This window comes from Brachybacterium sp., from assembly GCF_036379615.1.
Taxonomy (GTDB): domain Bacteria; phylum Actinomycetota; class Actinomycetes; order Actinomycetales; family Dermabacteraceae; genus Brachybacterium.
In genome coordinates this window covers 33,093-44,235 of the sequence record NZ_DASVGJ010000065.1, presented here as the reverse complement: position 1 = coordinate 44,235, position 11,143 = coordinate 33,093, and the positions used below count along the sequence as shown (strand labels likewise).

Sequence of the window (11,143 nt, the reverse complement as noted above, 5' to 3'; positions counted from 1 at the left end):
ACGCTCGCGTGGCCGAGCCCGCCGGGGCCATGGGTGTCGTCGGCGTACATCGCCTCCTGCACCAGCGGATGCTCCGCACCCCGGGCGATCGGCGCGTCGAGGCCGAGCGACTCGGCGAGGACCAGGGCGTTGCGATGCACGAGGCCCACCTCGACGTTGCCGCCGGTGGCGATGAGGCCGGCGACCTCGACGTCCGGATGCGCGGCGAGATAGCTCAGCGCGATCGCGTCGTCGATGCCGGGATCGAAGTCGACCAGGAGGGGGAGCGATGCCATGCCTCCAGCGTACGGCCGCCGGGGGTGGCGCTCTCCACGACGCTGCAGGAGGATCGGGGCATGGCGCATCCGAAGATGTTCGACGACGACGACCCGGTGCTCGCGCAGGTGCGGGCGATCGCGCTGGCCTTGCCCGGGGCGCAGGAGAAGATCAGCCACGGCCGTCCCGCCTTCTTCACCACCAGGGTCCACTGCTACTACGGAGGCTCGGTGAGGATCGAGGGAGAGTGGCAGGCGCACGATCAGGCCGTGGTGCTCCACCTGCCGCCTGCCGAGACCGAGGCGCTGCGGCAGGACCCGCGCTGCTTCGTCCCGGCCTACCTCGGCCCCTCCGGCTGGATCGGCGTGGATCTGGACCAGCGCACGGACGCCCGGGAGCTCGGCGAGCTGATCGAGGAGTCCCATCGCATGGTGGCGCCGAAGCGACGTGTCGCCCGGCTCGGCGGCACCGGCTGAGGACGTCGCTCGGATCCACCGGGTGCTGGTCCACCGGGAGCTCGGTCTGGCGCTCGCGCAGATCGGAGGGATCCTCGATGACCCCCGAGGAGCAGGCCCGCAGCGTCGGCACCGACGGGGACCCCGCCTGCCAGGACGAGGCCCGCGAGCGCTGGGGCGGAACCGATGCCTGGACGCAGTCCGCCGCCCGGGGTCGGCAGTGGGACGCCGAGCAGTGGCAGGAGAAGAAGGACGGGCTCGAGGAGCTCGAGGCCGCGCTCGCCGAGGCGCTCGGACGGGGTGCCCTGCCGGGCGGTGAGGAGGCGAACCTGCTCGCCGAACGCCGCCGCGCCTCCATCGACCGTCACGACGACTGCAGCCGGGACGGCTCCTGCCCGGCGTGACCAGAGGTGCCGGGAAACCGGCACCTCTGGTCAGGGTGCGGGTCGATGGGTCACGGGCCGGTCGGCCCACCCGGGTCGAGCTCTCCGTACGCCTCGAGCAACGGCATGATCCTGCCGCCCATCTCGACCTGGGTGAGCAGCAGGCCGAGCGTCCCGTCGGGGTCGACGAAGAAGTCGGTGCCGGCCCCGCCGGACCACCCCCAGCGGCCGCGGTGCGTCCCGTCGGCGACCACGCAGACGCCGAATCCCCAGCCGGTGTGCTCCCAGAACCCCGGGAAGAACGCGTCGGGGGCCTTCGCGGCGGCGGGCACCTGATCGCGGCGCAGCATCGCCAGGTGCTCCGGTCCCAGCAGGTCCCCGTCGCGCAGGGCGCGCAGGAACCGGAGGTAGTCGTCGGCGGTCGAGAGCAGCTCCCCGTGCTCCATCGGGAACGGCGGCGGGCCCACGTGGAAGCCGCCGCCGGCGGGCTCCCGCTCGACGAGCTCGTCGCCCTCGACCGCGTAGGAGGCCGGGAGCCGGTGGGCCTTCTCCCGCGGCACGGAGTATCCGGTGTCGGTCATGCCGAGCGGGGCGAACAGCGACTGCTCGAGGAGCTCCCCGGTCGTCGCCGGGCCGAGCCGGGACAGCAGGATCCCCAGCACACCGAAGGAGTGGTGGTATCGCCAGACCTCCCCGGGCTGCCCGACCAGGGGGAGGGAGGCGAGCGCGCCGAGCCAGTCGTCCGCCCCGAGCGTCTGCGGCAGGGGACCGGCATCGGTGGCGCTGTCCCGCATCGCCCGCTGCAGGGGCGAGTCCGCGAGGATCATGCCGTACCCGGAGGTGTTGGTCAGCAGGTGGCGCAGGGTGATCGGACGGCGAGCCGGCACCGTGTCCGAGAGCTCCGCCGACGGGTGCGCGAGCACGCGCGGCTCGGCGAGCTCGGGCAGCCAGTGCGCCACGGGGGAGTCGAGGCCGAGCTCGTCCTGCTCCACCAGCTGCAGGACCGCGACGGTGGTGACCAGCTTGGTCATCGACTGGATGCGGAAGATCGCGTCGGTCCTCAGAGGATCTCCTCCCACCGCCATCGCGCCGGCCGCGTACGGGCGCGGGTCGTGCCCGACGGCGATGACTCCGCCGGGGATGCGGCCCGACGCGACGAAGCGATCGAGCAGGTCGTCAGGGGCGGAGGTCGGCGTCGACATGCGGCCAGCGTACGGGCGCGGCCCGCTCCGGAGAAGAGCGACGACCTACACTCGGGCCATGAGCTCCTTCGACGATTTCGTGCGGCTGGAGCCGCGGGAGGTGCCGCTCGGCGGGCCGCGCGGGATGACCGTCCACCGCACCCTGCCCGCCCGGGCGACCTCGCTGATCGGAGCCTGGTGCTTCGTGGACCATTTCGGGCCCGACGACGTCTCCGCCGGTGACGGCATGCGGGTGGCGCGCCATCCGCACACCGGGCTCTCGACGGTGTCCTGGCTGTTCGACGGCGCGATCACCCACCGCGACTCGATCGGCAGCCATGCCCTGGTGCGCCCCGGGGACGTGGACATGATGGTCGCCGGTGCCGGCATCACCCATTCGGAGTACTCCGCCGCGGACACCACGATCCTGCACGGAGTCCAGCTCTGGTATGCCCTGCCGGATCGCACGCGCTTCGGGGCGCAGCGCTTCGAGGTCTCCACCCCGCCGGTGATCGGGAACGACGAGGCCCGCGCCCGGGTGGGCCTGGGCAGCTTCCGCGCCGAGCTCGCGGACGGCACCGTGCTCGAGGACCGCAGCGGCGTCGCCACGGACACCGCGCTGAGCATGGTCCAGCTCGACCTGCGCGCCGGCAGCACCCTGCTCATCGCGCTGGACCCCGGCCACGAGTACGGGCTGCTCGTGGACCGCGGCGGCGCGCAGCTCACCGCCGGGCGTCCCTCAGGCTGCGGGGCGGCGGACGGGCTGCTCGGCGAGAGCCGCGGCCTCCGCGCCGCCGAGCGGGAACTGCTGGTGCTGCCCGACGGCGCCGCCGCGCTCGAGATCCGGGCCGAGGAGGGGGAGGACCTCCGCGCGATGCTCCTCGGCGGCGAGCCGCTGGGCGAGGACATCCTGATGTGGTGGAACTTCGTGGGCCGCAGCCACGAGGAGATCGTGGAGTTCCGGGCCCGCTACCAGGCGGAGATCGGCGCGGAGGGTACGCTCGCCGAGGCTCCGATCAACCCGGACGCCCGCTCGCGGGGCGGCCTGGCGGCCGATGCCGAGCAGTTCGGCCCCTTCGCCCCGCAGACTCCCGCGGCACTGCCCGCTCCCACGCTCCCGAACGGCCGCTTGCGATCGCGCGGCCGCGTCGGCCTCCCGAAGGATTGAACACTGTGCCCCAGAACCCCGCCGCAGCGCCAGATGACGCGGACCCCTTCGAGGACCCCTTCTCCCTGGAACCGCTCGACGGCGTCGACGCGCCGCCGGTCGCCCAGACGCCCCAGGGCCCGGATCAGACGGACCGCGTGATCATCGCCGCGGCCGAGGAGCTCGGCACCGGCTGCCCCTGCGACCTGATCGTGGTCGACGACTCGACCGGTGAGCTCACCGCCTTCGCCCTCGCCTCCGTCGCCGAGCATCCGGACGCGGTGGTGCTGAGCTGGACCTCCACCCTCCCGCTCGCGACCGCGCTGCGGGAGCGCTTCGCCGAGCAGATCGAGGCCGGCCGTCTGCACGTCCCCGCAGGTCCTGACATCCTCCCGCTCGAGCAGGCCGCCGCGGAGGTCGAGGGGCACCTGCTGGTGCTCATGCGGCTGCCCAAGGCCGTCCACGCCCTCGAGGACCGCGCCCGACGGCTCGCCGCGGCGGTCCGCACGAGCGGTCAGAGCGGTCTCGAGATCATCGCGGGCGGGCGCGTGAAGCACATGACGCGCACGCAGAACGATGCGCTCGCCACGGTCTTCTCCGAGGTCCGCGCAAGCCGCGGCATCGGCAAGTCCCGAGCGCTCATCGCGACCGGGCTGCGGGAGTCCGTCGCGGCCCCGGCCGCACTCGAGAGCTCGGCACGGGTCACTGTGCGCGGGCAGCAGCGCACGATCGCGCTGCGCGGGCTGGGCGCCGTCTTCGGCGGAGCATCGGCCGACGCCGGCAGCCGCCTGCTCCTGGACACCCTCGACCGCTCGCTGGCCGCGGGAGAGCTCGCCGCGCCCGACGCGAACGCCGCTCCCGACGCGAACGCCGCTCCGGACGCCCCGGTCGCCGCCTCCGTGCCCGGCGCTCCGGTCGCCGCCTCCGCGGTCAGCGCCGCCGCCGCCGCCCCGGTCGCCGCCGCCGCAGATCTCGGATGCGGCAACGGGCTGATGACTGCCTACCTCGCCGCGGCCCTGCCCGAAACGCGGGTCCTGGGCAGCGACGCGGACGCGGATGCCGTCGCCTCCACCCGTGCGACTCTCGCGGCGAACGGCCTCGAGCGGGATGGCGTCGAGGTGAGCTGGGACGACGCCCTCTCGCAGGTCGCCGATTCGAGCGTGGACCTGGTGCTGCTGAACCCGCCCTTCCACGAGGGCACGGCCGTCGACGCGACCCTCGTCCAGGGCCTTCTCGACACCGTCGCGCGAGTGCTGCGTCCCGGCGGGCAGCTGTGGTTCGTGCACAACTCGCATCTGCGCTACCGCACCGAGGTGGAGCGCCGCGTCGGCACCGTCCGCCAGCGCGCCCGCGACCGGCGCTTCACCGTGCTCAGCGCGGTGCGCTGAGGACGCGGCGACGATCCACTGACCGCGCTTCACAGCGCCCACCGACGCGCGCGCCCACGGCCGTGACGCCGTGCCTGCAGCCGTGACACCGAGTCGGTGGCCGTGACACCGAGTCCGCGGCCGAGGATTGCTTCGTTCTGAACCAGAATCCTCACGAATACGGTTCAGAACGAAGCAATCCTCAGCCGTCGTGGCGCAGCATAGTGCGGTGCGGTGCGGTGCGGTGCGGTGCGGTGCGGTGCGGTGCGGTGCGGTGCGGTGCAGCGTGGCGCGACGTCAGGCGCCGCGGCGCAGCTCACCAGGCGGCGCCGCAGGTGGCGCCGAGCTGTGGTCAGCTCACCATGCTGCGCAGGACCGAGGTGAACATGGCCAGGCCGTCGATGCCGGTCCGGGTGCCCTCGCCGGGCCGGTCCGGGCCGAAGCCGGCCTCGATCGCGTGCTCCGGGTGCGGCATCAGGCCCACCACGTTGCCCTCGGCGTTGGTGATGCCGGCGATGTCATGGCGCGAGCCGTTGGGGTTCGCCTCGAAACCGGCCGGCCCGTGGGTGGCTCCGGCGGCGTAGCGGAACACCACGCGGCCCTCGCCCTCGAGCTCGGCGAGGGTGCGCTCGTCGGCGACGTACTGGCCGTCCTGGTTCTTCAGCGGGATCCGGATGACCTGCCCGGCCTCGTACCCGGTGGTCCAGGCGGTGCGGTTGTTCTCGACCGCGAGCGGCTGGTCGCGGCACAGGAACGAGCGGTGCGCGTTCTTGATCATCGCTCCGGGGAGCAGATGGGTCTCGCAGAGGATCTGGAACCCGTTGCAGATGCCCAGCACCGGCATCCCGCCCTTCGCGGCGTCCACGACCTTCTCCATCACGGGGGCGAAACCGCTGATGGCACCGGCACGCAGGTAGTCACCGTAGGAGAAGCCGCCGGGCAGCACGACCGCCTCGACGTCCTTCAGATCGTCCTCGCCGTGCCACAGCGCGACGGGCTCGGCGCCGGCGATCCGCACGGCACGCAGCGCGTCCCGGTCATCCAGCGTGCCCGGGAAGGTCACCACACCGATGCGCATCAGGCCTGCGCCTTCCCGTCGGCCGCGTCCTCCACGTCGATCGAGACGACGTCCTCGATCACGGGGTTGGACAGCAGGGTCTCCGCAGCCTCGCGCAGGGAGGTGAGCACCTGTTCGGTGACCTCGCCCTCGACCTCGAGCTCGAACCGCTTGCCCTGGCGCACGGAGGCGATGCCCTCGAAGCCCAGGCGCGGCAGCGCGGCGGCGACGGCCTTGCCCTGCGGGTCGAGGATCTCCGGCTTGGGCATGACGTGGACCACGACACGTGGCATGGGTGCTCTCCTGGGGACGATGGCCGCGGGGCGGGCCGGACGGGTGGATGCGGCAGGCCGGCCCGGGGTCGGCGCACGGAGCGGCCGACGGGGCGGACCCGACCGGGACATCGTACCGAGAACCGGCGGGGCAGCGCGGGAGTGCCCATCGTCGGGAGACGCGGGCAGGAGGCCCGCCACCGGGTGCGCGGAGGTGCTGCCGCCGTGGACCGGGTGGTCCGCGTCGCTGGGCAGGAGCCGCCTCCGGCGATAGGTTCGAGGCATGCCCCTCTCCCGACCTCGGAGGAACCGATGAAGATCCGCCACCTCGTCCATTCCTGCCTGCTCGTCGAGATCGCCGGCCGCCGCCTGCTGATCGATCCGGGGGGCTTCAGCGTCGAGGCGGTGCGAGGCCTCGGCCCCGAGGTGCTCGCCGGGATCGACGCGGTGCTGCTCACCCACCAGCATCCCGACCACCTGGACCGGTCGCTGCTGGAGGAGGTGCTCGGCCACGCCCCTGGCGCCGAGGTGATCGCCGAACCGGAGACCGCCGCGCTGCTCGCCGAGCCCTCGGACGACGCCGCTCCGCTGCCCGCCGAGAAGGTGCTGACGCTGAGCGCAGGCCACGAGCACGAGCTGCCCGCGCTCGACGGGGAGTCGCCGGTCCGTCTCCGCGCCGTCGGCGGCCGCCACGCGATCATCCACCCCGACATCCCCCGGGTGGGCAACTGCGGGCTCACGATCACCGCCGGGGACGGCCCGCGGCTCGGCGTCACCGGGGACTCGCTCGAGCCGGTCCAGGAGTTCCACGGCATCGACGTGCTCGCCTTCGCCGTGGCCGCGCCCTGGTCGAAGATGCTCGAGACCATCGACTTCCTGCGCGCCGTGAACCCGGTGCTCGCGCTGCCGGTGCACGATGCGATCGCGAGCGATGCGGGCCGTCCGATCTTCCTGCGCCAGTCCACGCACCTCGCCCCCGAGGGCACCGAGGTGAGGGACTGGCCGGCCGATGGACTGGTCGAGATCACCGAGGGCTGAGACGCCCGGTCACCCCTGGACCGGGAGCCGGTTAGGGTGGTCTCGTGCACGGGAGTCCGGTAGGCCGGGCTGAGAGGGAGTACTCGAACTCCGACCGTAGAACCTGATCCGGATCATGCCGGCGCAGGGAGCTCCGCCGAGCGATCGTCGCCGCGCGCCCGTGCCCTTCGTGAAAGGCACGGCTCGTGAACCCTCCGCTTCCAGGCACCTCCGCACCCGTCATCACCCCTGTTCAGGTCCCTGATCCCGCTGCGACCCCGCTCGGCTTCGGCGTCGGCGCGAGGGTGACGGCGGCCGTCATGACCGAGGACTACGCCCGTGTGCTCGTCGGCATCCTCTCCCGCCTGGACGAGACCGGCCTGGTGCGCGAGGTCGGTGACGTCTCCACCTACGTCGGCGGCCATGAGACGCACCTGCAGCGGTATCTCGTCGACCTCGCCGAGGACCTCGCCCGCACCGAGCACCACGCGAGCCTCTCGGTGACCTTCTCCCGCGGCTGCCCCGGCGAGGTGGTGTGCGAGCGGCCGGACGGCGCCGGCCCGCGCCGCACCGAGGTCCCTGCGCCCCGCCGCACCGGCCGGTACGCCTCGGCGGAGTGGGCGCTGTACCCCCTGGCGGACCAGGTCGCCGCGGACGGCACCGCCCCCGACCACATGCGCGACATCTACGCCGCCATCGATCATGCCCGTGACCTGGGAACCTTTCGCGGCTCCTCCCATTTCGTCACCCGCCTCGAGGGTGACATCGGCGAGGTGATCGCGACCGCCGTCGCCGGCTGGCTGCTGGTGGGACGTGGAGTCCAGCATGTCACCAGCCACCTCACGCTCTCGCTGAACAGCCCCTCCCACGACGTGCGAGAGCTGGGGCGGCCGGAGCGGCCAGCGCAGCCGGGGCGGCCGGAGCGGCCGGAGCAGCCGGGGCAGGACACGCAGCCCGTGAGCACGGGGGAGTCCCGATGAACGCTGTGCAGACCGCCCCCGCTCCCTCCCGCCCCCGCCTGGGCCTGCGCGAGATCGTGCTGATCGTGGTGCTCGGCGTGGTGTTCGGTTTCCTGTACTGGGTGTTCGTGCAGGCCTGGAACGGCCTCGCGATCGCGATGGGACCGGCCGGGGATCTCGCGCAGCACGTGCTGTTCGGATCGTGGCTGCTGGTGGGCCCGATCGCGATCGCGATCCTGCGCCGCCCCGGCGTGGGCATCCTCGCCGAGATGCTCGCCGCGATCATCGAGGTGGTGTTCCTGGGCAGCCCCGTCGGCCCGCTGCTCGTGCTCGCCGCCGCTCTGCAGGGCATCGGCAGCGAGCTGCCTTTCGCCCTGACCCGTTACCGCCGCTACGGCTGGGGCGTCTTCGCCGCCTCGGGAGCGCTGGGCGCGGGGCTGGTGTTCTTCTGGACCGCGTATCGGATGGGCTGGTACGGCCAGGATCTGCTCACCCTCCGCCTCGGGATGCAGGTGCTCTCCGGGATCCTGCTCGGCGGCCTGCTGGCCCTGGTGATCGTCCGGGCGCTGGAGCGCACCGGGGTGCTCGCGAACTTCGCGATCGGGATGGCGCAGGGCGCGAGCATCCCGGAGCGTCGTGTCCGCTGAGCTTCGCGGGGCCCGGGCCGACGCATCGAGCGCCACGGCGACCGCCGCTCCCGTCCTCGAGGCGAGGGAGCTCGAGGTGGTGCTGCCCTCGGGCGCCGGCGTCGGCCCCTGGACCGGCACCGTGCACGCGGGGGAGCAGGTGCTGCTGCTGGGCCCCAGCGGCAGCGGCAAGTCCACGCTGCTGCGCGCGCTCGCCGGCGCGATCCCCTCCCACCAGCGCGGCCGCGTGACCGGGACGCTGCAGGTGGACGGCCTCGATCCTGTCGCCGGCGGCGTCCTCGCCGCTTCGGCGGCGGTCGGGTTCCTCGGGCAGGATCCGGTCGACGGGGTGTGCCTCCCGCAGGTGGCGGACGACGTCGCCCTGCCGCTCGAGAGCCGCTGCGTTCCGCCGGCGCAGATCGGCCGGCGCGTGCAGGGCGCCCTGGACCGCGCCGGGATCGGCGGCCTGGGGGAGCGCTCCGCCGCGACGCTGTCGGGCGGACAGCTGCAACGTGCAGGTCTGGCCGCAGCACTGGTCGCCCGTCCGCGCCTGCTGCTGCTGGACGAGCCCACCGCGATGCTCGATGCCGACGGGGTCCAGGCGGTGCGCGAGGCCGTCGCCGCGGCGACCGCGGGCGGCGAGATCGCCGTGGTGCTGGTCGAGCATCGGCTCGACGACTGGGCGGGGGAGCGCGGCGTGGCGGGACTGCCGCCGCGCACCATCGCACTGGACTCCTCCGGTCGGGTGCTCGCCGACGGACCGACCCAGGTCGTCCTCGGGCAGCACGGCGCCGCACTGCGCGAGGCCGGCTGCTGGCTGCCGAGGGAGCTCGAGCAGCGTCTCGGCGACGGATCCGAGAACGCGCTGGCGAGGCCGACGACCCCGGAGGAGGGCGAGCAGCTGCTCCGAGTGGAAGGAGCCGATCTCGGGCACGCGGGCCGCGCCGTGCTCACCGGAGTGGACCTCGCCGTGCAGGCGGGGCGGATGCTCGCCGTGGTCGGTCGCAACGGCGCGGGGAAGTCCACGCTGCTGGGCGCCCTCTCCCGGCTGGACCCGCCGCTGCGCGGGCGGGTCGACGGCGCCGCGACGGGCCTGGTGTTCCAGCGCCCCGAGTCCCAGTTCATCGCTGACACCGTCCACGACGAGCTCGCGGCCTCCGGCGCGGAACCCGCGGCGGTCGACGCGATGCTGCAGCGGCTGGGCCTCCAGGAACAGCGGGAGGCGAGCCCGTTCTCGCTCTCCGGCGGTCAGCAGCGCAGGCTCTCGATCGGGGCCATGCTGCTGGCGCCGCGGCCGGTGCTGCTGGCGGATGAGCCCGGATACGGCCTGGACCGGGCGGCCTGCCGCACCGTCCTCGCGCAGCTGCGCGAAGCGGCCGAGGAGGGGCGAGGGGTGGTCGTCGCGACCCACGACCTGCGCACGGTGCAGGCGGCGGACGAGGTGGTGGTGATCGCCGACGGACATCTGCACGGCCCGATGTCGCCGGCCGCGCTGCGGGGGGACGAGGAGCTGCTGCGCCGGTCCGGTCTCGTCGCCGACCCCCGTGCCGCTCCTGGTGCCGACCCCGGTGCCGCTCCCCTCGCCGATCACGGTGCAGATACTGGTGCAGAGACTGGTGCCGATCCCGGGTCCGATCCCGATCCCGATCCCGGGCCCGGCTCGATCGGCGGAACGGAGACCGGGCCCCGTGGCCCGCTCTCCCGGCGGAATCCCACCGTGCTGCTGGCCCTGCTGACCGGCCTGAGCATCGTGTGCATCGCCCTGACCGATCCGGCGCCGCTGCTGGTGCTCTACCTCCTGCTCGGTGCCGGCGCGATGCTGGGCTGCCGGAACGGGCCGCTGCAGCTGCTGCGCGCGCAGCTGCCCTTCGCGGTGTTCGCGAGCGGGGTCTTCCTGGTCAACGTGCTCAGCCGGCCCGGCCACGAGCCCTGGCCGGAGCTGCCGGTGCGGGTCACTGAGGAGGGGATCGTGCTCGGCGCGGCTCTGGCCCTGCGAGCCCTGGTCATCGGTCTCGGTGCCCTTGCCGTGGCACGGGCCACCGATCCGAGGAGCACGATGGTGAGCCTGCACCAGCACGCTCGTCTGCCCGCGAGGTACGCCAGCGCCCTGCTCGCCGGGCGGCGACTGCTCGATGACCTCCCGCGGCGGTGGGAGACGATCAGCCGCGCCCAACGGGTGCGTCTGCCGCTGAGGGCCGACGGCCAGGTGGCTCGGCTGCGGCCACGTCACCTGCTGCGCTGTGCCTTCGCTCTGCTCGTGGATGCCGTGCGCAGCGCCGACCGGATCTCCTTCGCGCTCGAGTCACGAGGGCTGGGCGACGGGCCCCGCACGCTGTGGCGGCCGGTCCCGCTCACCCGGAGCGATGCGGTGCTGGCCCTCGGCGTCGCCGCGGCCATCACGCTCGTGCTGATGCTGTCCTGAGG

At 73.6% G+C, this 11,143-nt stretch carries 12 protein-coding genes and 1 riboswitch; of the genes, 8 read left to right on the top strand and 4 right to left on the bottom strand.

Features of this window, described 5'->3' with window-relative positions:
* Positions 1–275, bottom strand: a 275-nt coding sequence (locus tag VF289_RS13850) for a nucleoside hydrolase (RefSeq protein WP_330884487.1), incomplete at its 3' end; no start/stop codon positions are given.
* 60 nt (positions 276–335) lie between these two features.
* Between VF289_RS13850 and VF289_RS13845 the strand changes: the two genes are divergently transcribed.
* Both VF289_RS13845 and VF289_RS13840 read left to right on the top strand, forming a co-directional pair.
* Positions 336–731 carry an MmcQ/YjbR family DNA-binding protein gene (locus VF289_RS13845; protein ID WP_330884486.1) on the top strand — a complete coding sequence of 132 codons (396 nt, stop codon included), beginning with the start codon at positions 336–338 and terminating at the stop codon, positions 729–731.
* A 77-nt stretch (positions 732–808) separates the two neighbouring features.
* On the top strand, positions 809–1,114 hold the full coding sequence (locus VF289_RS13840; protein WP_330884485.1) for a TipAS antibiotic-recognition domain-containing protein: 306 nt from the start codon (positions 809–811) through the stop codon (positions 1,112–1,114).
* Between the two features lie 50 nt (positions 1,115–1,164).
* On the opposite strand, the gene VF289_RS13835 is transcribed toward VF289_RS13840, so the two are convergent.
* Positions 1,165–2,295 carry a serine hydrolase domain-containing protein gene (locus VF289_RS13835; RefSeq protein WP_330884484.1) on the bottom strand — a complete coding sequence of 377 codons (1,131 nt, stop codon included), beginning with the start codon at positions 2,293–2,295 and terminating at the stop codon, positions 1,165–1,167.
* Positions 2,296–2,353: 58 nt separating this feature from the next.
* Here VF289_RS13835 and VF289_RS13830 point away from each other — a divergent pair, with 58 nt between their 5' ends.
* Entirely contained in the window at positions 2,354–3,442 is a 1,089-nt protein-coding gene (locus VF289_RS13830; RefSeq protein WP_330884483.1) for a pirin family protein, read from the top strand.
* Positions 3,443–3,447: 5 nt separating this feature from the next.
* Positions 3,448–4,809 carry a class I SAM-dependent methyltransferase gene (locus tag VF289_RS13825; RefSeq protein WP_330884482.1) on the top strand — a complete coding sequence of 454 codons (1,362 nt, stop codon included), beginning with the start codon at positions 3,448–3,450 and terminating at the stop codon, positions 4,807–4,809.
* A 331-nt stretch (positions 4,810–5,140) separates the two neighbouring features.
* Here the strand turns inward: VF289_RS13825 and purQ are convergent, their stop codons facing one another.
* Both purQ and purS read right to left on the bottom strand, forming a co-directional pair.
* Positions 5,141–5,866 (bottom strand): phosphoribosylformylglycinamidine synthase subunit PurQ, encoded by a 726-nt coding sequence (gene purQ / locus VF289_RS13820; RefSeq protein ID WP_330884481.1) that lies wholly within the window; start codon positions 5,864–5,866, stop codon positions 5,141–5,143.
* The gene (gene purS / locus VF289_RS13815) at positions 5,866–6,138 is read right to left on the bottom strand and encodes a phosphoribosylformylglycinamidine synthase subunit PurS (RefSeq protein ID WP_330884480.1); all 273 of its coding nucleotides are present in this window, start codon (positions 6,136–6,138) and stop codon (positions 5,866–5,868) included. Before purS ends, purQ begins: the two co-directional genes overlap by 1 nt.
* A 291-nt stretch (positions 6,139–6,429) precedes the next feature.
* Between purS and VF289_RS13810 the strand changes: the two genes are divergently transcribed.
* The 4 genes from VF289_RS13810 to VF289_RS13795 all read left to right on the top strand — a co-directional run bounded on the left by VF289_RS13810 (position 6,430) and on the right by VF289_RS13795 (position 11,141).
* Positions 6,430–7,155: an MBL fold metallo-hydrolase gene (locus tag VF289_RS13810; RefSeq protein WP_330884479.1), complete on the top strand. Its 726-nt coding sequence runs from the start codon at positions 6,430–6,432 to the stop codon at positions 7,153–7,155.
* Between the two features lie 38 nt (positions 7,156–7,193).
* A riboswitch (TPP riboswitch) is annotated at positions 7,194–7,302 on the top strand.
* A gap of 38 nt (positions 7,303–7,340) precedes the next feature.
* Positions 7,341–8,114 (top strand): YkoF family thiamine/hydroxymethylpyrimidine-binding protein, encoded by a 774-nt coding sequence (locus tag VF289_RS13805; protein ID WP_330884478.1) that lies wholly within the window; start codon positions 7,341–7,343, stop codon positions 8,112–8,114.
* Positions 8,111–8,740 (top strand): ECF transporter S component, encoded by a 630-nt coding sequence (locus VF289_RS13800; RefSeq protein ID WP_330884477.1) that lies wholly within the window; start codon positions 8,111–8,113, stop codon positions 8,738–8,740. Before VF289_RS13805 ends, VF289_RS13800 begins: the two co-directional genes overlap by 4 nt.
* Positions 8,730–11,141 (top strand): ATP-binding cassette domain-containing protein, encoded by a 2,412-nt coding sequence (locus tag VF289_RS13795; RefSeq protein ID WP_330884476.1) that lies wholly within the window; start codon positions 8,730–8,732, stop codon positions 11,139–11,141. The genes VF289_RS13800 and VF289_RS13795 overlap by 11 nt, the downstream gene beginning before the upstream one ends.
* The last annotated feature ends 2 nt before the right edge of the window (positions 11,142–11,143 follow it).